This window comes from Curtobacterium sp. PhB136 (genome assembly GCF_004346855.1).
Taxonomy (GTDB): domain Bacteria; phylum Actinomycetota; class Actinomycetes; order Actinomycetales; family Microbacteriaceae; genus Curtobacterium.
Genome location: NZ_SMGH01000009.1, coordinates 189,755 through 211,451 on the forward strand (window position 1 = coordinate 189,755; position 21,697 = coordinate 211,451).

A 21,697-nucleotide genomic window follows, 5' to 3' on the forward strand; every position below is an offset into this window, starting at 1 on the left:
TGGGCCCATGACCAGCACACTCATCACCGGAGCCAACCGCAGCCTGGGGCTCGAGACCACCCGCCGACTCGTCGAGGCCGGCCACACCGTGTACGCCGGGATGCGCGACCCCGCGGCCGGCGACGCGGCCCGGGCACTCGGCGCACACGTCGTCGCGATCGACGTCACCGACCAGGCGAGCGTCGACGCGGCCATCGCGTCCCTGCCGGAGCTCGACGTCCTCGTGAACAACGCCGGGATCCTCGGCACCTCGTTCGGCGTCGACGACCTCGACGCCGCCGCGATCGCCCACGTCCTCGACACCAACGTCACCGGCATCGTCCGGGTCACCCAGGCCGCGCTCCCGCTGCTCCGCGCGTCGTCGAACCCGGTCGTCGTCAACGTCGCGTCAGGGGTCGGCTTCGCACGGTGGCTCAGCACGCCGGGCCGCGACGAGTACCCGGTGCCCGCGATCCCGTACGCCGCGTCGAAGGGTGCCGTGATCGCGCTCACCGTGCAGTACGCGAAGAACCTGCCGACCTTCCGGGTGAACGCGAGCGACCCCGGGTACACCGCGACGGAGTTCAACGGGTTCGGCGGGCACCAGACCGTCACCGAGGGCACGGACGCGACCGTCGCACTGGCCACGCTCGGCGCGGACGGGCCGACGGGCGAGTTCCACGACCGGACGGGCCGCATCGAGTACTGACCCGCAGCCTGCGGCCGGCCCGGCCCGGCCCGGCCCGGCCCGGTCGGGACGGGGTCGGCCGGCCCGGTCGGGACGGGGTCGTCCGTCGCGGTCGCCGCGTCGAGCCGGCTCAGTCGTCGGACGGGGTGCGGCGGCGGAGCGTCGCGACCACCACGAGCGCCGCGGCGAGGACGAGCGCGCCACCGCCGACCCAGAGTGCCGCCCAGGGCGTGCCGCTCTCGTCGGCGGCCGACGCGGGTGCCGTGGCCTCGAGCGTCACCTCGATCTCGGTCGGGTCCGGGCTCGGGTCCTCACTCGGGCTCACGCTCGGGGCAGCAGCCGTCGGGGTGGTCGCGGGCAGCGCCGCGGTGAACCCGAGTTCGCCCGTGATCGGGTGCCCGTCGGGGGAGACGTACCGCCAGCGCACCGTGTACGCGCCGTCGGTCAGCGCGACGGCCTTCGACATCGTCGTGCCGTCGACCAGGACCTGGCCGGTGGAGACGTCCGCACCGGCTCCGTCCCGGACCTCGATGCGGAGTCCCGCGTCGAGTCCGGTGAGCGGCGCCTCGGAGAACGTGAGGTCGACGCGGTCGATCGGGGCGTGCACCGTCTGACCATCGGTCGGGTTGCTCGACACGAGTGCCGAGTGGGCGTCGGCGGGATCGGCGAGCACCAGGCTCGTCAGACCGACCACGACGGCGAACGGGGACATCCGGACGCTGCGGCGGACCGCGGTGGGGGACATGCGGCAATTCTACGAGATGTCGAACGCTCGCCGTCGCCCCGGACTGGCAGGGTGGACGCATGCGCGCAGTCCGGTACCAGCAGTTCGGGACGCTCCCCGAGATCGTCGACGTCGACCGACCCACGTGTCCTTCGGACGGCGTCGTCGTGGAGGTGGCTGCCACGGGCGTCTGCCGGAGCGACTGGCACGCCTGGCGCGGCCACGACGACTCCGTGCACCTGCCGCACGTCCCGGGACACGAGTTCGCGGGCGTCGTCGTCGAGGTCGGCGCCGAGGTCCGACACCACCGGCTCGGTGCCCGTGTCACCGCGCCGTTCGTCTTCGCGTGCGGCACCTGCCGGGAGTGCCTGGCGGGACAGACCCAGGTCTGCACACGCCAGGAGCAACCAGGCTTCACGCTGCCCGGCTCGTTCGCCGAGCTCCTCGCCGTCCCGCACGCCGACGTGAACCTCGTCGCGCTGCCCGACGCGGTCGCGTTCGTCGACGCCGCCGGACTCGGATGCCGCTTCGGGACCGCCTACCACGCCCTCCACGAGCGCGGGCGGGTGCGTGCCGGTGAGCACGTCGTCGTCGTCGGCTGCGGAGGAGTCGGGCTCTCCGCGATCGTGGTCGCCGTCGCCGCCGGAGCCCACGTCGTCGCGGTCGACGTCTCGCCCGCAGCACTCGCGCGTGCGGCTGCGCTCGGTGCGGACACCGTGACGTCCGGTCCGGCCGCCGTCGACGAGGTCCGTGCACGCACCGACGGGGGAGCGCACCTCTCGATCGACGCGTTCGGCAGCCGCGCCACCTCGGTCACCGCGGTCGCGTCGCTCCGCCCGCGTGGTCGCCACGTCCAGGTCGGACTGCTGCTCGACGAAGAAGCCGCCCCGGCGATCCCGATGGGCCGCGTCATCGCCGAGGAGCTCGAGCTGCTCGGCAGCCACGGCATCTCCGTGGGGGAGTACGCCGCGATGCTCGACGACATCGTCACCGGACGCCTCGACCCGGGTGTCACGCTGGGGCGCACCATCACCTTCGACGAGCTCCCGGACGCGCTCGTGGCCATGGACGGTCCGGCGGCGCAGGCGGGGATGACGGTCGCGCTCGTCTGAGACGACGCCCACCAGGGCTCGCCTACGGTCGCGGTCATGACGACGACCATGAAGACCGTCTCGGCGTTGCTCGCCGCCGCAGGGATCGCCCTCGTGCTCAGCGGCTGCGTCGGGAACGCGCAGAAGCTCGACCCCGCCGCGACCGGACCGCTGGCGGAGAACACGACCCCGGCGGCCGAGTGCGGGTCCGCCTCGGGCGCCGCGGTCGCCGCCCTCACCCAGACCGCGAAGGGCCTCGACGGTGACGTGCTCGCGAAGGTCCAGCCGGGGGACGGCGGCTGGTACATCGGTGCCGCGATCACGCCCGCGTCCGGCAGCCAGCTGTCCGACGACGACGTCGCGGTGTGGGGCAGCACGAAGGACCCGAGCAGCGGTGACTTCGACGGGCAGCTCGTGCCGGTGAACGACCTCGCGAAGGACGCGGACACGGCAGCGGCGCCGGCGACGTCCGACTCATTCAGTGCGACGTCCAACGCGGCCGAGCTCGTGCAGGACTGCGTCGTCTACAGCTCGGAGCACTGAGCGGCGGAGCGCGAAGCCTCATCCGCAAGGGGTGAAGCAGGCCGCCTGCGCCGCTCCTACGCTCGGCCCATCATGCAGCGCAGCCAGGAACCCGCCCCGAGCACCGACCGTGCCGGCACCGCGTCATCGCAGGACGGTCGACGCCTCGACCTCCACGGCGCGATCGAGGGCGGCCTCGCGATCGGGTCGATCGTCACCGTGACCGACGATGCCGGGGTCCAGGTCGGGCAGGTGCACGACCTCTCGCTCTCGTCGGACGGCTCGTCGCGGGGGAGCGGGTCCCTCCTCGGCGCGCTCGCGGACGACGGCGCGCTGACGCCGGGCGCGACACGCGCGTTCGGGAGTGCCGTGCTCGCGTCGGCGGCCCCGGACGTGTCGACGAGTCTGTTCGGGGGATCCGGCGAGCTGCTCGAGCTCGGGACCCTGCGTGTGGGTCACCCGGTCCCGGTCGGCGTCCTCGCCGCACGGCTCAACCGACACACGTTCTGGTGCGGGCAGAGCGGCTCGGGGAAGACCTACGCGCTGGGCGTCCTGCTCGAACAGGTCCTGCTGCACACGCGGCTCCCGATGGTGATCCTGGATCCCAACAGCGACTTCGTCGCCCTGGGGGAGCGTGCCGGGACCGCGTCGACGGCGGCCGGCCGTGCCGCGCAGGACGAGCTGCAGCACCGGAGCGTCAGGGTGCTCCGACCGCGTCCCGGCGATCACGAAGCACTCCGTGTCCGGTTCACCGCACTGTCGATGGAGGGGAAGGCCGCTGTCCTGCGGCTCGACCCGGTCGCGGACCGCGACGAGTACAACGAGCTGGTCCACCTCGAGCTCGAGGTGGGGAGCCAGGACACGACGCAGATCGTGCCGCAGCTCCGCACGCGCGACTCCGCCGCGGCCCGGGCGCTCTCGGCACGGGTCGAGAACCTCGGGCTCCTCGGATGGGACCTGTGGGCGCGCGAGCACCGAGCCGCTGCGGAGGTCCTCGACGAACGGCCCGACGCGACGGTGCTCGACCTCGCGGGCTTCTCGAACCCGGACGAGTACCTGGTCGTTGCGATGTCCGTCCTCGACGACCTCTGGGCGAAGCGGGAACGACGACGGCCGTGCTCATCGTCATCGACGAGGCGCACAACCTCTGTCCGTCGGACGACGGCTCGCCCCTGCAGAACGCGGTCCGCGACCGGATCGTCCAGATCGCCGCCGAGGGGCGCAAGTACGGGCTCTGGCTGTTGCTCTCGACACAGCGACCGGCGAAGGTCCAGCGGAACGTGATCTCGCAGTGCGACAACCTCGCACTGATGCGGATGAGCTCACCGTCGGACATCGCGGAGCTGGCGACGGTCTTCGGCTTCGTGCCGGTTCCGATGCTCGAGGAGTCGCCGTTCTTCCGCCAGGGGGAGGCGCTCCTGGCCGGCGGCTTCGTCCCGGCGCCGACCGCGATCACGATGGGCGAGCGGCTGACCCGTCAGGGCGGTGGGGACGTTCGTGTGCCGCTCAGGTCATGAGCCTCGCGCCACGTGACCTGACATAATATGCATTATCGGCGCATGGCCGAGCGTGCTCCGGAGGACGTCAGAGCGGTCCGGCGAGCCCCACCAGGTTGCCCGCAGGGTCCGCGATGTGCGCCACCGCGACGAAGCCGTCCTCGTTCCGCTGCACGTCCATCACCAGCGTCCCGCCGAGCTCGACGGCGTGACGGACCGAAGCGGCCACGTCGTCCACACCGACGTAGAACACCGTGTGCGCGCCGAACCCGGGGCCGCCGCCGATGCCGCCTGCCGCTGCGCCCGCGCTCGGGTCCGGCTCGACGAACGCGTACGAAGACGGCTCGGACACCGCGGGCGCGACCGGCGCTCCGGCCGGTGCGTCCCAGCCGAACAGCGCGCCGTAGAACCTGCGGAGCCGCTCGGGGTCCGGGCCGATGACCTCGACGTGCACGATGGGTCGTCCCATGCAGTCAGCCTGCTCCGCCCGGCTCGTCCTGTCCGCCGTCGGCACCGGAACGACTCCGGCCGATCCGTCGCCAGCGGTGCCGACGTGGTAGTCAGGCACGAGCGTACTGACTCCCCCGGCGGAAGGAACCACCCGTGCAGCACGAACTCCAGGACCGAACAGCGCTCGTGACCGGATCGACGCAGGGCATCGGACTCGCCATCGCCGTCGACCTGGCGCGCGCCGGCGCATCCGTCGTGGTCAACGGCCGCGGCGAGGACGGGGTCGCCCGCGCCGTGGAGCACGTCCGTGGTGCCGTACCGGGTGCCGTCGTCGACGGCGTCGCCGCGGACCTCGCCACGGAGGCCGGCGCGACGACGATGGCCGAGCACGTCCGTGACGTCGACGTGCTCGTCAACAACCTCGGCATCTTCGAGAGCAGGCCGCCCCTGGAGATCACAGACGACGAGTGGCGTCGGTACTTCGAGGTGAACGTCCTGTCCGCCATCCGGCTGATCCGGACCTACCTGCCGGGGATGACCGAGCGGCGGTGGGGACGCGTCATCTCGATCGCCAGCGACTCCGCCGTCGTGGTCCCGGCGGAGATGATCCACTACGGCATGACGAAGACCGCGCTGCTCGCCGTGTCCCGCGGTTTCGCGAAGGCGGCGAAGGGCTCAGGCGTGACCGTGAACACCGTGATCGCCGGGCCGACGCACACGGGCGGCGTCGAGGACTTCGTCGCGCAGCTCGTCGGGACCGAGCGGCCGTGGGACGAGGCGCAGCGCGAGTTCATGCGCGAGCACCGCCCGCAGTCCCTCATCGAACGACTCATCGAACCCGAGGAGATCGCGCACATGGTGACCTACCTCGCCTCACCGCGGGCATCAGCGACGACGGGCGGCGCGCTGCGTGCCGACGGCGGCTACGTGGACTCGATCCTGCCCTGAGCGCTGTCCGTCGAGCCGGAACACGACGTACCAGGAACCACGAAACGGACACGCCACCCCGGTCCTCCGAGGTGTCGTGTCCGTTCTGTGGTGTGGTGCTTGCTGCTCCCGGTCGTGCGGAGCGATCTGCTCAGGCGTCGGAGGTCGGCACGTCGTCCGCGTCGATCTCCAGCGCCGCGTCCTCGCGCCCGGACTCCTCCACCGCGTCGGTGTCGGTGTCCGGCTGCTCGGGAGCCTCGCTCTGCGTGGTTTCCTCGGCTGGGTCTGGCTGGCTGTAGCTCATGCGCCGGACGCTACGCGCGCCAGTCTGGGCGCGTCGCAAGCCGTCCGGGCGGCGCACCACGTGCGGTGGGCGCCTCACCCACCGGTCTGGAGGCTCGACACCCGACCGCCACCGAGCCTCCCGTCCGCCGCGTGGCCGGGCCGAGCGGAACGGCGCTATCGTCGAGCACCGTGGAACGCGTGTTCGTCGGGTTGATCGGTTCGGGGCTCAGCAGGTCGCTCACGCCGCTGATGCACGAGACGGAGGGCGCGCGCCTCGGCCTCGACTCGGAGTACCGGCTCCTCGACCTCGATGCGCTCGGGCGCCCGGCGTCCGATCTGCCGGCCGTGCTCGACGAGGTGCAGGCGCAGGGCTTCGCCGCCGTCAACGTGACGCACCCGTGCAAACAGGCCGTGATCCCGCTGCTCGACGAGCTCGACCCGGACGCGGCGCGCATCGGCGCGGTGAACCTCGTCGTCTTCCGTGACGGCCGCCGGATCGGCCACAACACCGACTGGCTCGGCTTCCGGATCGCGATCGAGCAAGGTCCGGGCGGTGTCGCCGGCGCCGCAGTGGTGCAGTTCGGCGCGGGCGGCGCCGGCGCGGCGATCGCGTACGCACTGGTGTCACTCGGCGTCGCGCGGTTGACGATCGTCGATGCGGACGCCGACCGGGCCGAGGGGCTCCGGGTGTCGCTGGGATCGGACGTGGTCGACACCGTCGCCCTCGACGACGCGCCGTCGGTGCTGGCGCAGGCGGACGGCGCCGTCAACGCCACTCCCCTGGGCATGAACGACGACGGACGCGCCGCGTTCGATCCGTCGGTGCTGCCTGCCGACGCCTGGGTCGCGGACGCCGTCTACTTCCCGATCGACACGCCGTTGCTGCGCGCCGCCCGGGCCGCCGGGCGGAGGACCGTTGACGGCGGCTGGATGGCGGTCGGCCAGGCGGTGGCCAGCATCCGGGAGATCACGGGCCGCTCCCCCGACCTCGACCGGGTCCGTGCCGACTTCCTCGGGTTCCTCCGCGACGGACGGACCGCGGGATCGCGCTGACCTGGATCGCGCTGACCTGGATCGCGCTGACCTGGGTCATGTTGACCGGATGTCGTCGTCCGGGGTCGTCGTCGTCCGGTTCAGCCCCTGACGTAGTCCGCCAGGTGCTTCCCGGTCAGGGTCGTGCGGTCGGCGACGAGTTCGGCGGGCGTGCCCTCGAACACCACACGACCGCCGTCGTGTCCGGCGCCGGGCCCGAGGTCGATGATCCGGTCCGCGTGCGCCATCACGGCCTGGTGGTGCTCGATGACGACGACGCTCTTGCCGGAGTCGACGAGCCGGTCGAGGAGCCCGAGCAGCTGCGCGACGTCGGCGAGGTGCAGCCCCGTCGTTGGTTCGTCGAGGACGATGATGCCGCCCGGTTCGCCGAGGTGTGTCGCGAGCTTGAGGCGCTGCCGTTCGCCGCCTGACAGCGTCGTGAGCGGCTGTCCGATGGTCAGGTACCCGAGCCCGACGTCGACGAGCCGCTGCAGGATTGCGTGCGCGGCGGGGATCCGGGCGTCACCGGCGGCGAAGAACTGCTCCGCTTCGGCGACGGGCATCGCGAGCACCTCGCTGATGTCCTTGCCGCCGAGTCGGTACTCGAGCACGGACTGGTCGAACCGCTTGCCGTCGCACTCCGCGCACGTGGTCGAGACGCCGGCCATCATGCCGAGGTCGGTGTAGATCACGCCGGCCCCGTTGCACGACGGGCAGGCACCCTCCGAGTTGGCGCTGAAGAGGGCCGGCTTGACGCCGTTCGCCTTCGCGAAGGCCTTGCGGATCGGCTCGAGGAGCCCGGTGTAGGTGGCCGGGTTGCTCCGACGAGAGCCCTTGATGGCGCTCTGGTCGATGGCCACGACGTCGTCGCGCGGGGCCAGCGAGCCGTGGATGAGCGTGCTCTTGCCGGAGCCGGCGACCCCGGTGACGACGGTGAGCACCCCGAGCGGCACGTCGACGTCCACGTGCTGCAGGTTGTGCCGGTCCGCGCCGCGGATCTCGATCGCGCCGGTGGGGCTCCGGAAGGAGGACTTCACGGACACCCGGTCGTCGAGGTGCTTCCCGGTGACCGTCCCGCTCCCCCGCAGTCCGTCGATCGACCCCTGGTAGCAGAGTGTTCCGCCACCGGTGCCGGCGCCCGGGCCGAGGTCGACGACGTGGTCGGCGATCTGGATCACCTCGGGCTTGTGCTCGACCACCAGCACGGTGTTGCCCTTGTCGCGGAGGCGGAGCAGCAGCCCGTTCATCCGCTCGATGTCGTGCGGGTGCAGCCCGGTGCTCGGTTCGTCGAAGACGTAGGTGACGTCGCTGAGGCTCGACCCGAGGTGCTTCACCATCTTCACGCGCTGCCCTTCCCCGCCGGAGAGCGTGCCGGTGGGACGGTCGAGTGAGAGGTACCCGAGCCCGATCTCCACGAAGGAGTCGACGGCGTCCCGGAGGCCGTCGAGGAGCGGTCCGACCGAGGGTTCGTCGAGCCCGTGCAGCCACGCGGCGAGGTCGGTGATCTGCATCGCGCAGACCTCGGCGATGTCCTTGCCGGCGACCTTCGACGACCGCGCAGTCTCGTTGAGGCGGGTCCCGCCGCAGTCCGGGCAGGTGGTGAACGCGACGGCGCGGTCCACGAACGCCCGGATGTGCGGCTGCATCGCTTCGCGGTCCTTCTGCAGGAACGACCGGCGGACCCGGTGCACGAGCCCCTCATAGGTCATGTTGATGCCGGCGATCTTCTGCTTCGTCGGCTCGCGGTACAGGAAGTCCTGCCGTTCCTGCTCGGTGAAGTCGCGGATCGGCTTGTCCCCGTCGAAGTACCCGGATTCGGCGTACAGCCGGACGTTCCAGCCGTCGGTGCCGTACCCGGGGATCGTCAGTGCGCCGTCCCGCAGCGCGCGCGAGTCGTCGAAGAGCTGCGTGAGGTCGATGTCGGTGACGCTCCCCCGCCCTTCGCACCGGGCGCACATGCCGCCGAGGCGGTTGAAGGACACCTTCTGCGCCTTCGCGTCGGCGCCCTTCTGCACGGTGATGGCCCCGCCCGCCGACACCGTCGCCAGGTTGAACGAGAACGCGTTCGGCCCGCCGACGTGCGGCTGCCCGAGCCGGCTGAACAGGATCCGGAGCATCGCGTTGGCGTCGGTGACCGTCCCCACCGTGGACCGCGGGTCCGCGCCGATCCGTTCCTGGTCGACCACGATCGCCGTGGTCAGGCCGTCGAGCACGTCGACGTCCGGACGGCCGAGCGACGGCATGAACCCCTGCACGAAGGCGCTGTAGGTCTCGTTGATCATCCGCTGCGACTCGGCGGCGACGGTGCCGAAGACGAGCGAGCTCTTGCCGGAGCCGGACACCCCGGTGAAGACGGTCAGTCGGCGCTTCGGCAGGTCGACGTCGATGCCCCGCAGGTTGTTCTCCCGCGCGCCACGGACCCGGATCCGGTCGTGGCTGTCGGCCTCCGGCGACTCACTGGTATGCATGTCGATCAGGGTACTGGTCGGCGCCGACACGGAGAAGGCGGACGAGACCACCGTGCGCGGCCATACTGGCGCCATGGCACTCCGCTGGTACTCCGTCGTCGTCGACAGCTCCGATCCCCACGCCCTCGCGCGCTGGTGGGGCGAGACGCTCTCCTGGCCCGTCGTGTACGAGTCCGACGACGAAGCGGTGATCGCGCCGGCCTTCGCCGAGGGGCTCGAGGGGACGATCCCGCGTGAGCAGCTGCCGCAGGGCATCGTCTTCGTGCCGGTGCCGGAGGGCAAGGCGGTGAAGAACCGCCTGCACATCGATCTGGTCCCCGCGCCGGACGACTCCCACCAGGACGCCGTGGACGGGCTCGTGGCACGCGGTGCGAGCCTCGCCGACGTCGGTCAGGGCGACGTGCCGTGGGTCGTGCTCGCGGACCCCGAGGGCAACGAGTTCTGCGTGCTCACGCCGCGGGAGTGACCGCGCGTCAGCCGAACCGGCGCACCAGGTCCGGCAGCTCCGCGGGCTCGAACGGCTCGTCCGTGGCGTCGAGTTCGTCCGCGGTCCACCAGCGGGAGTCGAGGATGTCGACGCGCTCGTCGTCGGTCCACTCGTCTGCGGAGAGCACGAAACCGGTCGTCCGCACCACGTAGAACTCTGCGTGCCCACGGTCGTGGTCCGCCTGGTCCCAGACGACGTCGAAGTCCCACGACCAGACCGGCTCCCCCGGGTCGTCGATGACGATGCCCGTCTCCTCACGGAGCTCGCGGATCGCCGCATCCCGGTGGCCCTCCCCCGGGTCGACCCCGCCGCCCGGCGTGATCCAGCGGTGGAAGCCGTCGCTCGACGGCGCGTTCGTGTCCATCAGGAACACGCGGCCCTCGGGGTCGAGCAGCAGGATCCGCGAGGTGCGGCGGAGGCCGGGACGAGCGGTCATCGCGGAGCCCGTCAGCCCTGCGTGAAGCCGGAGACGTCGCCGACGAGGCGGGTGTGGTCGGCGGGGATCGGCTCGACGGCGGCGAGGGCGATCTCGGCAGCGAACTCGGACACGCTGTAGAGCTTGCCGACGGCGCCGCGACGTTCCTCGATCGCGCCGGGGTTGATGCGGTTCAGCAGGGTCGCGGTGATCGTGCCCTCGATCATGTCGCCGGAGACGACGACGAACTCGATGCCGGCGGCGTCGAGCTGCGGGACGAGTTCGCGCAGCGCGGTCTCGCCGGCGTGCTTGCTCTTGGCGACGGGCAGGTACTCGGGCAGCGTCTCGGCGGTCTCGACGAAGTGCGCCTGGTGGCTCGTGACGAACACGACGCGGGAGCCGGCGGCCATGTGCGGCACCGCGGTCTGGAGCATGTCGACCTGGGCGTCCCGGTTCAGCCGGAGCGCGTAGTCGTCACCCATGCCGGACTCCATGCCGCCGGACGCGTTGAGGACCAGGAGGTCGATGCCGCCCCATGCCTGCACCACGGCGTCGACCATGGCCTGCACGGAGTCGTGGTCGGTCAGGTCCGCGCCGACGGCCAGGGCGTCCCCGCCGGCGGCGACGATGCCCTCGGCGATCTGCTCGGCACGGCGCGCCTTGTTGCGGTAGTTCACGACGACCTTGGCGCCGGCTTCGGCGAGGTACCCGACCGTGTCGGCGCCGATGCCGCGGGACGATCCGGTGACCAGGGCGCGCTTGCCGGCGAGTGCTGCGGGGGCGAGGGGGTTGCTCACGTGGTTCTCCTGTTCGGGGGCAGGCCCGACGACGGTTCGAGGGACGGGTCTGGCGACCCGGACGAGCCTACCAATCACCTGCGAGTCGCCCGTTCTCGTTTGATATGTTGAACGGACTTGAACCGGCCGTCGCGACGCTGCGCTGCCGCGCGCGACCGAGGGAGGGAGATCGCGTGAACATCGATGACTGGATCCAGACCATCGTCTGGATCGCTTTGGTGCTGGTCCTGGGGGTGGTCGAGATCTTCACGCTCGACTTCATCTTCATCATGCTGGCCGCGGGAGCCGCCGGTGGGTTGATCGCCGCGCTGATCGGCGCGCCCTGGTGGCTCTCCGCGATCATCGCCGCGGCACTCGCCCTCGTGCTCCTGTCGCTCGTCCGTCCCCGCCTCCTCCTGGCGCTCGGCCGTGGCGCCGACCCGCACCGCACCGGTGTGCAGGGGCTGATCGGCATGCCGGGCACCGTCGCCGTCGCGTTCACGTCATCCGCTCCCGGCCAGGTCCGCCTGGCGAACGGCGAGACCTGGAGCGCCCGCATCGACGCCACCGCTCCGGACCGCACCCCGCCGCTCGGCACCCATGTCGTCGTCGAGTCCATCGAGGGCTCGACCGCCGTCGTCCGAACCCAACAGAAGGCTGCTTCATGACCCTCACACCCGGGACGATCGTGCTCTTCGTACTGATCGTCGTCATCGTCATCTTCGTGATCGTCGTCCTCGCCAAGGCGATCCGGATCGTCCCGCAGGCGACGGCCGGGGTCGTCGAACGCCTCGGCAAGTACCACAAGACGCTCACGCCCGGGCTGAACCTGCTGGTGCCGTTCATCGACCGGCTCCGGCCGCTGCTGGACATGCGCGAGCAGGTCGTGTCCTTCCCGCCGCAGCCGGTCATCACCGAGGACAACCTGGTCGTCTCGATCGACACGGTCGTCTACTTCCAGGTGACCGACGCCCGCGCGGCGACGTACGAGATCGCGAACTACCTCGGCGCCGTCGAGCAGCTCACGACCACCACGCTCCGCAACGTGGTCGGTGGCCTCAACCTCGAAGAGGCACTGACCAGCCGCGACAACATCAACGGCCAGCTCCGCGTGGTCCTCGACGAAGCGACCGGCAAGTGGGGCATCCGTGTCGGCCGTGTCGAGCTCAAGGCGATCGAGCCGCCCGTGTCGATCGTCGACGCGATGGAGCAGCAGCTCCGTGCGGAGCGGAACCGTCGTGCCGCGATCCTGCAGGCCGAGGGCACCAAGCAGTCCCAGATCCTCGAGGCCGAGGGGCAGCGGCAGGCCGCGATCCTCCAGGCCGAGGGTGCCGCCAAGGCGCAGGTCCTCCGCGCCGAGGGTGAAGCCCAGGCCATCGCGACGGTCTTCGACGCCATCCACGTCGGTGACCCCGACGAGAAGCTGCTGTCCTACCAGTACCTGCAGATGCTCCCCAAGATCGCCGAGGGCACCGCGAACAAGGTCTGGATGATCCCGAGCGAGTTCACCGAAGCGCTCTCCGGCATCGCGAAGGGCTTCTCGACCCAGCGAACGGGCGGCGCTCCCGCAGCGGGCGGTGCCGGCAGCACCGACTTCCTCGCGAAGATCTCCAAGCTCGCGAACGAGAGCCTGGCGAACACCACCGCCACCGACGGCGCCGGCGCCAACCCGAACGCCACGGCGTCGGACATCGTCCCCGACTCGGTGCTCGACGAGCGCCTGGCGGAGTCCAACCGCAGCGTCGAGGAGAAGCTCGCCGCCGCGGCCGAGGCGACGCGCAAGCAGCTGAACGACGACCGGCAGCAGGGCGACCGGCAGCAGGGCGACCAGCAGTAGCGACGAACTGCACGTGACGCACGAAGGCCCGCTCCCTGATCAGGGAGCGGGCCTTCGGTGTCGACGGCTACGCGCCGCGTCGTGCACGCAGGAACGCGAGGCGCTCCTGCAGCAGTTCCTCGAGCTCTTCGCGTGAGCGACGCTCGAGCAGCATGTCCCAGTGGGTACGGGGTGCCTTGACGTCCTCTGCTGCGACCTCGACGGGAACGCCGTCGTCGCCGAGCAGTCGTCCTTCTCGGCCGCTGCGCGGGTCGTTCCAGCTCTGCGGGACCTCGGCATCGGCCGAGAACACCACGTCGAAGGTCTCGCCCGAGTCGGCCTGGTAGACCGCGCGCTTGCGATCCGAGAGCTCGACGCCCTCTTCGCTCTGGAGGCTCTGACTCCCGAGCCGCATGCCGCGGAGACTCCGATCAGCCATGGTGGACTCCTCTCGCTCGTTCCCCCCTTGCAACACTGTCCCACGGGGGTTCGTTCCGGAACGCCTGCATTCACAGAGGGTTCCCAGTGCCACCTGGGGGCACGGTCAGGACCGCGAGCGGACCACCGCCCGCACGGTCAGGCCCGGCGACGGCTCCACGGCGCGCACGCCAGCAGCACCAGCAGCCCGCCGAGCGAGAGCACCAGCGCGATGAGCCCCGACGCGACGGTCGCGGGCGTGGTCGACGTCCCGAGCGGCACGTCGGTGATCATCGACGACGCGGTGTACTCCGGCACCCGGTCGATCGTCCGGCCGGTGGGGTCGATCACCTGCGACGCCCCGACGGTCGAGATGTTCACGAGCGAACGCCCGGTCTCGATGGCCCGCATCCGGGCGATCTCGAGCTGCTGGAGGTTCTCGTCGGTGCCGGAGAAGTCGGCGTTGTTCGTCTGCGCGAGGATCACCTGCGCTCCCCCGCGAGCCATGTCCCGCGTCAGGCCGTCGTCGACGATGTCGAAGCAGATCGCGATGCCCGCCTTGACCCCGGCGACGGAGAGCACGTTCGGCTTCGTCCCCGGCGTGTAGTCGCGCTGCAGCAACCCGATGAGCGACGGCGCGAGCTTGGAGAAGAACCAGCGGTCCGGCACGTACTCGCCGAAGGGCACCGGGCGCTTCTTGTCGTAGGAGGACTGCCAGCCGTCCGCCGTCCACACGAACGACGTGTTGTGCAGCACCCCCGAGGACGTCTGGGTGATGGCCCCGGCGACGATCGGTGCCCCGACCGACTGCACGACGGAGTCGAGCGCACTCGCGATCACCGGCTGTGCGCGCGGGTCGAACTCCGCCGACCCCTCCGGCCACACCACCAGGTCGACACCCTTCGCGCTGACGTCGGTCGCGGTGACCTGCGACTCGAGCACCTCGCCGGGGGCCGCGTTGTCGAAGTACCCGGCCGGCCCGTTCCCCTGCACGGACTCGATGCGGATCGTGCCGTCCGTGGCGGTCGGCCACGCGGGCACGGCGAGCACCGCGGCGACGAGGAGACCCGCCGTGGCGACGCGGGCGGGCAGCCGGACGGAACCGCCCGGAACGGTCGGCACGACGAGTCCGAGCGACACCACCACGGCGACGCAGTACACGACGACGAACGAGACCCCGAGCACGCCGACGTACGCGGCCAGGTGCGCGAAGGGGCTGTCGGACTGCGAGAGGCCGACGCGTCCCCAGGCGAAGCCCCCGTACGGCCAGCTCCCGGAGAACCACTCACGTCCGGTCCACAGTGCGGCGATCACGGCCGGGAGGCCCCACACGCGTCCGCCGGTCGAGGTCACGACCCGGGCGACCCAGCGGTACGCGAGCGCGATGGCCACGCTGCCGAGCGCGAACATGGCGGCCTCGAAGAGCGCCAGCGCCAGCCACGGGACCGGCCCGAGGTACCGGCCGGCCCAGGAGATCGCCGGCACCCAGAACGCGACACCGCCGACGTAGCCGATCCAGGCAGCACGCCGCCAGCCCTGTCCCATCGCGGCGAGGAGCAGGCACGCGACGGCCGGGTAGGCCAGGAACCACCAGCCGGGTGACGGGAACGACAGCGCGAACAGCAGCCCGCCGATGACCGCCAGCGACAGGGCGACCCGCACCGGGAGCGCAGCGAACGGTGACGGCCGCGAGACGCCGCCGAACCCGCCAGACACTGCCGGAAGCGGCGGCGTCTCGGTGGGACGGCGGCGTCTCGGTGGGACGCCACCGTCGTGCGGAGGCGCGACGGACTCGCGGACGGACACCGGGCCTCCCGTCAGACCGTCGCGTACGCGACGATGCCGCGGCGGACCGCGTCCGTCGCACGTCGGGCGGTCTCGGCGAGCTCGGGGTCGCCGGCGTTCTTGATCTGGTCGAGGAGGTCGATGACCTGCTTCGACCAGCGGACGAAGTCACCGGCAGCGAGGTCGAGCGCCCGCAGGACGTCGTCGAGCGCGGAGCCTGACGCCCAGCGGAACATGCCGAGCGCGATCGCGGGGGTCGGCGGCTGCGAGCCGGCGAGCCGGGCGTCCCGCTCGACGTCGTCCAGGCGCGACCAGATCGTCAGGGTCTCGTCGAGGGCCGGGCGGAACGCGCCGCGGGGCAGGGCGTGCTCGGTGCCGGGCGCGTCTTCGCGGCGGGGCTGGTAGACGATCGTGGCGGCCATCGCGGCGAGCTGCCCGGGGGTGAGTTCCTTCCAGACCCCGGCCTCGAGGCACTCGGCGACGAGCAGGTCCCGCTCGCCGTAGATCCGCTGCAGACGGCGGCCACCGGCGGCGACGGTGAGCTCGCCCTCCTGCTCGGACGGCACCAGGTAGCCGAGCTGCACGAGCACGTCCGTGACCCGGTCGAAGGTCGTCGCGACGGCACCGGTGCGGGACCGGATCTGCTGCACGAGCTTGTCGTTGACGCGCTTGAGCTTGTACCAGCGCTCGGCCCAGCGGGCGTGCGCTTCACGATCGGGGCAGGCGTGGCAGGGGTGGCGCTGCAGGGCACGGCGCACCTCGGTGATGGACGCCTGCCGCTCGGCACGCGCACCGTGCGACGCTTCCCGCCCACCGGGGACGTTCGTGCGCTCGAGGTCGGACAGCTGCCGACGGAGCGCCGCGTACTCGGTGAAGTCGCCGAGGTGGCACTGCATCGACTGCTGGTAGCCGTCGAGGGACTCCTGCTGCGACCGCACCTTGCGGGCCAGGTCGACCACGGAACGGTCCGCCTGGAACTGGGCGAACGACGTCTCCAGCACTTCGCGGGTGCGCTGACGCCCGAACTGCTCGATGAGGTTCACGGCCATGTTGTACGTCGGCTTGAACGAGGAGTTGAGGGGGTACGTGCGACGGCTCGCCAGCGAGGCGACGGCCTGCGGTTCGAGGCCGTCGGTCCACTGGATCACCGAGTGGCCCTCGACGTCGATCCCGCGGCGCCCGGCACGACCCGTCAGCTGGGTGTACTCCCCCGGCGTGATCGGCACGCGGGCTTCGCCGTTGAACTTCTCGAGCTTCTCGAGCACCACCGTGCGGGCCGGCATGTTCACCCCGAGCGCCAGGGTCTCCGTCGCGAAGACGACCTTGAGGAGCTTGCGCTGGAAGAGGTCCTCCACGACCTCCTTGAAGGCGGGCAGGAGTCCGGCGTGGTGTGCGGCGACCCCGCGCTCGAGGCCCTCGAGCCATTCCCAGTACCCGAGGACGGCGAGGTCCTCGTCGAGGAGCGTGCGGCAGTGGTACTCCGCTGTCTCGCGGATCTCGTTGCGTTCTTCCCGCGTCGTCAGCGAGACCCCGGACCGGAGCACCTGCCGGACGCCCTGGTCGCAGCCGTTGCGGCTGAACACGAAGAAGATCGCGGGGAGGAGCATCCGTTCGTCGAGCATCCGCGCGATGTGCTCACGGTGCAGCTTCTCGGTGCGCGGCCCACGGCGGTCGACGTAGCCGCCTCGGCCACGGCGCCCGCGGTGTCCACCGCGGCTGTCGTTCCGCGCGCCACCGCCGACCAGACGGAGCAGTTCCGGGTTCACCCGGTTCGTCGCGGCGGCGCCGGACGAGTCGAACAGGTCGACCATCTTGTTGCCGACGAGGACGTGCTGCTCGAGCGGGACCGGACGGTCCTCGGACACGATGACGTCGGTCTCGCCACGGACGGTCTGCAGCCAGTCGCCGAACTCCTCGGCGTTGGAGACCGTGGCGGAGAGCGAGACGAGCCGGACCTCGGTCGGGAGGTGCAGGATCACCTCTTCCCACACGGCGCCGCGGAACCGGTCGGCCAGGTAGTGCACCTCGTCGAGGACGACCCAGGCCAGGTCGTCGAGCAGGTCGGAGTCCGCGTAGATCATGTTGCGGAGCACCTCGGTCGTCATCACGACGACGCGGGCCCGCGGGTTGACGTTCGTGTCACCGGTGAGCAGCCCGACCTCGGACTCGCCGTAGGCCTCGACCAGCTCGGCGTACTTCTGGTTGCTCAGCGCCTTCATCGGCGTCGTGTAGAACACCTTCGCCGTCGGCTGGCGCATCGCGAGCCAGATCGCGAACTCCGCGATGATCGTCTTGCCGGCGCCGGTCGGTGCGGCCACCAGGACGCTCCGGCCCTGGTCGAGGGCGTCGCACGCGGCGAACTGGAACGGGTCGAGGTCGAACCGAAGGTCGGCGCGGAAGAGCTCGAGGTTGCGCGAGCGGTTGCGGACGCGGGCCGCCTGGAACCGTTCCGCTGCGCTCAGACCGGTGTCCGTCACAGCCCGTACTCGGCGTCGAGCTTGGCCTGCCGCTTCGCGAGCCGCCGGTCGTGGAACCACGTCACCACGCAGGCGGCGACGTACAGCACCGTCATCGGCACCGCGAGGAGGAACATCGAGATGACGTCGGCGCTCGGCGTGACGATCGCGCAGAAGACCAGGATGCAGAGGATCGCGACGCGCCACGACTTGATGATCGCCTTGGCCGTCAGCACCCCGACGAAGTTGAGCAGCACCAGGAACACCGGCAGCACGAACGCGATGCCGACCGCCACGATGAGCTTGATCGTGAAGTCGTAGTACGCCTTCGCGTCGACGATCGACGTGTCCTGACTCGACACGAAGCTGCCGAGGATCCCGACGATGTGCGGCAGGACGTACCAGCCGAAGTAGCAGCCGGCGAAGAACAGCGGGATCGCGGTGCCGAGGAAGCCCCACACGTACTGCTTCTCACGCCGAACGAGCGCCGGGACGATGAACGCCCAGATCTGGTACAGCCACACCGGGCTCGCGATGACGATGCCGATCGTGATCGCGATCTGCAGCCGGAGGTCGAACGCCCCCGTGATCATCGGGAAGTTCAGCTCAGCGGTGTGTCCGCCGACCTTCGCGAGTTCGGCCACCGGGGCGCGGAGCGAGTCGAGCACGAACGGCGTCAGGAACCAGCCGCCGACAGCACCGAGGAGCACTGCGAGGACGGCCTTGAACAGGCGGTTGCGCAGTTCGATGAGGTGTTGCCCGAGGGACATGCGGCCTTCGGGTTCGTTGGGACGGCGACCCTGCCGCTTCTCTCGCCCGCGCGCGGTCGTCGAAGCCATGCGTCGATCTTACGGTGTCGGGACCGACACACGGTGGCGGGGGTACGAACGCACAGCGGACGTCCCGTCGCGGGTGAGCCGCGGGTGAACGTGGTGCCGCGGTGCGGCAGGTCGCGCGGGTCCCGCCGGTCAGCGCGGGAGGGCGGACGCGGCGAAGGCACGCACCGCGTCGCGCGCGGCCGGCGGGTCCAGCACGACCGCGCGGCCGGGCAGGCCCGCGACGAGCCGCACCACGCCGTCGAAGCCCGCCGACGCCGCGAGCCGGATGCGCACCCGCCCGTCGGCGTCGGGCGCGTCGGCGGTGTCCGCGAGGAAGTCCGCGACGAGGGGCAGCGACGACGCGTCGAGCTCCAGCGTCACGATGACGTCCTCCGGGGTCTGCTGGAACAGGGTGTCCGGGATGTCGACGTCGTCGATGGAGTGCGTCGCGACACGGTCGTCGACCGCGACGCCGGACATCCGGTCGAGCCGGAAGGTCCGGAGCGCCCCGCGGTCGAGGTCCCACGCGCGGAGGTACCAGTCGGTGTCGATCGACTCGACGCGGAGCGGGTCCACCCGGCGGGTGCTGCCCTGGGTGCGGGGGCCGGCGTACCCGAACACGAGCCCCTTGCCCCCGGACATCGCCCGACGGATCGTGGTGAGCGCGGCGTCGTGGAGTTCCTGCCCGACGGCGACGTTCGCCGCGGCACCGCCGGCACCGCGGGAGAGCTTCGCCATCAGGGTCCGGATGGCGTCGCGGTCGGCGGCCTCCGGCAGCGCGGAGAGGTACTGCAGGCCGGCGATGAGCGCCGAGGCCTCGCGGGCGGAGAGTCGCGGGGAGTCGTCGATCGCGACGAGGTTCGTCAGGACGATCATGTCGTTCTGCTCGAAGTCGTCCCAGGCGATGTCGAACAGGTCACCGTGCTGGTACTGCATCGTCTCGCCGGGGATCCCGGACACCGCGATGAGCTCGACGGCCCGGCGGATCCGGGTCTCGGGCACGCTGAAGTGCCGCGCCGCCTCGGCCACGGAGACGCGCTCCCGATCGATCAGGTACGGCACGAGCGCCAGGAGGAATGCGAGCTTGTCCTGCGCCTGCAGCGGTTGGGCGTCAGCCACGGAGCACCCCTTCGCTGTGGTCGGCGACGAGTCCCTCGAGTCGGGCGACCACGCGGTCGCGCACCTCGGTCGGTTCGAGCACCCGGACTTCCGGTCCGAAGGCGGCGAGCTCCTCGGCGAGGATCTGCGGGTCGACGTAGTGCAGGACGAGGACGCCGTCGTCGCCGACGGTGGTGTCCCGACGTCGGCCGAGACGACGCTCGGCGTCGGACCCGGCTGCGACGGCGATCGTCGCCGTGCGCGCCGACCAGATGCGGTCCAGCTCGGCGAGGGCACGCTCCCCCGCGCCGGCCGGTGCCGGGTGCTGCCCGGACTCGAACTGCGACACCGGGCCGACGATCCGGGACAGCAGGTAGTTCTTGTCCCCGCCGGTCGATGGCTCGTGCGCGGCGAGCATCCAGCGCCCGCCGTGCTGCACGAGCGCGAGGGGCTCGAGTTCGCGGCGACGGGGCTCGTGCTCCCCCGGCGTGATGTAGTCGAAGCGCACCGCGGCGGCGCGGTCGAGCGCCGCACGGAGCGGTTCGAAGGCGGCGTCACGGGCGCGGAGTCGCGGAGCGTACGCGGTCATCCCGGCCACCCCGGCGGCGTCGTCGTCCTGCCCGGCGGAACGGACCTTGAGCAGGGCGCGGCGGGAGTCCGAGGAGAGCGCGCCTTCACGCCACGCCATCGCGGCGAGCGAGAGCAGGGCGGACTCGTCCGGCGTGAACCGGACATCGAGCGGCAGGTCGTACTCGCCCTTCGGGATCCGGTAGCGGAGCGTCTGGTTGTTGCCGGCGGCTCCGGGGGTCTCGATGGTCTCGAGCGGGATGCCGAGTTCGCGGACGTCGTCCTTGTCGCGCTCGAACTGGCGCTCGAGCGACGCGTTGTCACCGCCGGTCGTGAACCGCTGCCGGTACCCCTGCACGTTCGCGAGGATCTCGGACTTCGTCAGGCCGGCTTCGGTCGACAGCAACGCGAGCACGAGGCTGAACAGGCGTTCTTCCGCCGGTACGCGGGGCACACGGGTCGTCGGCACGAGGCGATTCTAGGACGTGACCGAGCCGAGCACGTCGATGACGTACGCGTAGGCGACACCCTGCTGGTGGACGATCGCGAGCACCTGGTCGCCGACCTTGCGGCCGAGGAGCACCGTGCGGATGCCGTCGTCGACCTGGCCCTTGGCGAGCGGCACGGTCTGCGCGCCGGTGCCGTCGGTCCAGCTCGACCCCGCGACGGTGGAGTCGGTACCCCAGGTCACGGCGGTGTACTTGATGATCGCGGTGTCCTTGGCGGTGAGGACGGAGCCGGAGCCCTTGCGGAGCAGGTGGGTCTCGTTCGAGGACGGCGCGGCCTTGGTCGGCACCGTGATGCCGGGCGCGCCGTCGGGGGCGAGGACCACGGCGGGCATGTCGTCCCCGGCGAGCTGCGGGGTGCCGGTCGCGCGGGCGTCGAACGCCTTCTTCACGTCGATCACGGCGACGACCGCGGACTCGGTCTTCTTCGTCGAGGTGGTGCCGTCGCTCAGGGCGCTCTGCGGGAGTGCCACGGCGAGGCGGTCACCGACGTTGGCGCACTGGAGCGCTTCGCCGAGCGCGCCGGCGTTCGTCGAACCGGCGGTGATCGGGGAGGTCGTCCCGGCGTACCCGCTCGTCTGTGCGACCTTGCCGGTCGAACCGTCGACCAGCGTGTACTCGATGAGCACGGGGGTGCCCTTGTCGATGCGTCGTCCGTCGCCCTGCTTCAGGATGGAGACCTGCGTGCCCTTGACCGTGAGACCGGCCGGGACGGACACCTTCGGCTGCTTGCCGAACGCGCCGGTCGCGGTCACGGCTTCGGAGGCGGCACCGGGAGCGTCGCAGCTGGACGGCGTGGTGCCGGCCCCGCTCGACGCGCACGCGGTCAACGACGCGACCAGTCCGATGGTGACCAGGAGTGCGGGGATGGTGCGCACGGACCCTCTTTCCGTT

The 21,697-nt window shown here is 71.3% G+C and carries 23 protein-coding genes; 10 read left to right on the forward strand and 13 right to left on the reverse strand.

Annotation, left to right across the window (positions count from 1 at the left end):
- Positions 1–7 precede the first annotated feature (7 nt).
- The gene (locus EDF27_RS16735; protein ID WP_132050078.1) at positions 8–688 is read left to right on the forward strand and encodes an SDR family NAD(P)-dependent oxidoreductase; all 681 of its coding nucleotides are present in this window, start codon (positions 8–10) and stop codon (positions 686–688) included.
- A gap of 109 nt (positions 689–797) precedes the next feature.
- On the opposite strand, the gene EDF27_RS16740 is transcribed toward EDF27_RS16735, so the two are convergent.
- Complete coding sequence (locus tag EDF27_RS16740) at positions 798–1,412, reverse strand: copper resistance CopC family protein (protein WP_132050080.1); 615 nt, start codon at positions 1,410–1,412, stop codon at positions 798–800.
- A gap of 59 nt (positions 1,413–1,471) precedes the next feature.
- Between EDF27_RS16740 and EDF27_RS16745 the strand changes: the two genes are divergently transcribed.
- The 4 genes from EDF27_RS16745 (at position 1,472) to EDF27_RS20145 (ending at position 4,521) form a co-directional block, all read left to right on the forward strand.
- Positions 1,472–2,503 (forward strand): alcohol dehydrogenase catalytic domain-containing protein, encoded by a 1,032-nt coding sequence (locus EDF27_RS16745; RefSeq protein ID WP_132050082.1) that lies wholly within the window; start codon positions 1,472–1,474, stop codon positions 2,501–2,503.
- A gap of 36 nt (positions 2,504–2,539) precedes the next feature.
- Positions 2,540–3,025 carry a hypothetical protein gene (locus tag EDF27_RS16750; protein ID WP_132050084.1) on the forward strand — a complete coding sequence of 162 codons (486 nt, stop codon included), beginning with the start codon at positions 2,540–2,542 and terminating at the stop codon, positions 3,023–3,025.
- Between the two features lie 72 nt (positions 3,026–3,097).
- Complete coding sequence (locus tag EDF27_RS16755) at positions 3,098–4,288, forward strand: DUF87 domain-containing protein (RefSeq protein WP_243698399.1); 1,191 nt, start codon at positions 3,098–3,100, stop codon at positions 4,286–4,288.
- The gene (locus EDF27_RS20145) at positions 4,285–4,521 is read left to right on the forward strand and encodes a hypothetical protein (protein ID WP_243698400.1); all 237 of its coding nucleotides are present in this window, start codon (positions 4,285–4,287) and stop codon (positions 4,519–4,521) included. Before EDF27_RS16755 ends, EDF27_RS20145 begins: the two co-directional genes overlap by 4 nt.
- Positions 4,522–4,588: 67 nt before the next feature.
- Here EDF27_RS20145 and EDF27_RS16760 read toward each other — a convergent pair whose 3' ends face one another.
- A complete protein-coding gene (locus tag EDF27_RS16760; RefSeq protein ID WP_123653459.1) occupies positions 4,589–4,969 on the reverse strand; it encodes a VOC family protein in 381 nt (126 codons plus the stop codon).
- 134 nt (positions 4,970–5,103) lie between these two features.
- Here EDF27_RS16760 and EDF27_RS16765 point away from each other — a divergent pair, with 134 nt between their 5' ends.
- Complete coding sequence (locus EDF27_RS16765) at positions 5,104–5,898, forward strand: SDR family oxidoreductase (RefSeq protein ID WP_132050086.1); 795 nt, start codon at positions 5,104–5,106, stop codon at positions 5,896–5,898.
- Positions 5,899–6,028: 130 nt separating this feature from the next.
- On the opposite strand, the gene EDF27_RS19840 is transcribed toward EDF27_RS16765, so the two are convergent.
- Positions 6,029–6,181 carry a hypothetical protein gene (locus EDF27_RS19840; RefSeq protein WP_165931544.1) on the reverse strand — a complete coding sequence of 51 codons (153 nt, stop codon included), beginning with the start codon at positions 6,179–6,181 and terminating at the stop codon, positions 6,029–6,031.
- Positions 6,182–6,351: 170 nt separating this feature from the next.
- Here EDF27_RS19840 and EDF27_RS16770 point away from each other — a divergent pair, with 170 nt between their 5' ends.
- Entirely contained in the window at positions 6,352–7,215 is an 864-nt protein-coding gene (locus tag EDF27_RS16770) for a shikimate dehydrogenase (protein ID WP_132050088.1), read from the forward strand.
- Between the two features lie 80 nt (positions 7,216–7,295).
- Here EDF27_RS16770 and EDF27_RS16775 read toward each other — a convergent pair whose 3' ends face one another.
- On the reverse strand, positions 7,296–9,662 hold the full coding sequence (locus EDF27_RS16775; RefSeq protein ID WP_132050091.1) for an excinuclease ABC subunit UvrA: 2,367 nt from the start codon (positions 9,660–9,662) through the stop codon (positions 7,296–7,298).
- On the opposite strand from EDF27_RS16775, the gene EDF27_RS16780 reads away from it, so the two are divergent.
- Positions 9,661–10,128 (forward strand): VOC family protein, encoded by a 468-nt coding sequence (locus EDF27_RS16780; RefSeq protein ID WP_311317139.1) that lies wholly within the window; start codon positions 9,661–9,663, stop codon positions 10,126–10,128. The genes EDF27_RS16775 and EDF27_RS16780 overlap by 2 nt on opposite strands.
- 7 nt (positions 10,129–10,135) lie before the next feature.
- Here EDF27_RS16780 and EDF27_RS16785 read toward each other — a convergent pair whose 3' ends face one another.
- Complete coding sequence (locus EDF27_RS16785) at positions 10,136–10,585, reverse strand: NUDIX domain-containing protein (protein ID WP_132050093.1); 450 nt, start codon at positions 10,583–10,585, stop codon at positions 10,136–10,138.
- An 11-nt stretch (positions 10,586–10,596) separates the two neighbouring features.
- Positions 10,597–11,361, reverse strand: a complete 765-nt coding sequence (locus EDF27_RS16790) for an SDR family oxidoreductase (RefSeq protein WP_123653464.1) — start codon at positions 11,359–11,361, stop codon at positions 10,597–10,599.
- Between the two features lie 173 nt (positions 11,362–11,534).
- On the opposite strand from EDF27_RS16790, the gene EDF27_RS16795 reads away from it, so the two are divergent.
- Positions 11,535–12,008 carry an NfeD family protein gene (locus EDF27_RS16795; RefSeq protein WP_243698401.1) on the forward strand — a complete coding sequence of 158 codons (474 nt, stop codon included), beginning with the start codon at positions 11,535–11,537 and terminating at the stop codon, positions 12,006–12,008.
- Positions 12,005–13,177 carry an SPFH domain-containing protein gene (locus EDF27_RS16800; RefSeq protein WP_132050096.1) on the forward strand — a complete coding sequence of 391 codons (1,173 nt, stop codon included), beginning with the start codon at positions 12,005–12,007 and terminating at the stop codon, positions 13,175–13,177. The genes EDF27_RS16795 and EDF27_RS16800 overlap by 4 nt, the downstream gene beginning before the upstream one ends.
- 67 nt (positions 13,178–13,244) lie before the next feature.
- Here EDF27_RS16800 and EDF27_RS16805 read toward each other — a convergent pair whose 3' ends face one another.
- The 7 genes from EDF27_RS16805 to EDF27_RS16835 all read right to left on the reverse strand — a co-directional run bounded on the left by EDF27_RS16805 (position 13,245) and on the right by EDF27_RS16835 (position 21,681).
- Entirely contained in the window at positions 13,245–13,595 is a 351-nt protein-coding gene (locus EDF27_RS16805) for an RNA polymerase-binding protein RbpA (RefSeq protein WP_123653466.1), read from the reverse strand.
- A 137-nt stretch (positions 13,596–13,732) separates the two neighbouring features.
- Positions 13,733–15,289, reverse strand: a complete 1,557-nt coding sequence (gene lnt, locus EDF27_RS16810) for an apolipoprotein N-acyltransferase (protein WP_132050098.1) — start codon at positions 15,287–15,289, stop codon at positions 13,733–13,735.
- A gap of 101 nt (positions 15,290–15,390) precedes the next feature.
- Complete coding sequence (locus EDF27_RS16815) at positions 15,391–17,835, reverse strand: DEAD/DEAH box helicase (RefSeq protein ID WP_123703566.1); 2,445 nt, start codon at positions 17,833–17,835, stop codon at positions 15,391–15,393.
- Complete coding sequence (tatC, locus tag EDF27_RS16820; protein ID WP_311316810.1) at positions 17,832–18,653, reverse strand: twin-arginine translocase subunit TatC; 822 nt, start codon at positions 18,651–18,653, stop codon at positions 17,832–17,834. Before tatC ends, EDF27_RS16815 begins: the two co-directional genes overlap by 4 nt.
- A 129-nt stretch (positions 18,654–18,782) precedes the next feature.
- Positions 18,783–19,751, reverse strand: a complete 969-nt coding sequence (locus EDF27_RS16825; protein ID WP_123653469.1) for a WYL domain-containing protein — start codon at positions 19,749–19,751, stop codon at positions 18,783–18,785.
- Positions 19,744–20,766 (reverse strand): WYL domain-containing protein, encoded by a 1,023-nt coding sequence (locus EDF27_RS16830; RefSeq protein ID WP_123653470.1) that lies wholly within the window; start codon positions 20,764–20,766, stop codon positions 19,744–19,746. The genes EDF27_RS16825 and EDF27_RS16830 overlap by 8 nt, the downstream gene beginning before the upstream one ends.
- A 9-nt stretch (positions 20,767–20,775) precedes the next feature.
- Positions 20,776–21,681 carry a hypothetical protein gene (locus EDF27_RS16835; protein WP_132050100.1) on the reverse strand — a complete coding sequence of 302 codons (906 nt, stop codon included), beginning with the start codon at positions 21,679–21,681 and terminating at the stop codon, positions 20,776–20,778.
- Positions 21,682–21,697 lie beyond the last annotated feature (16 nt).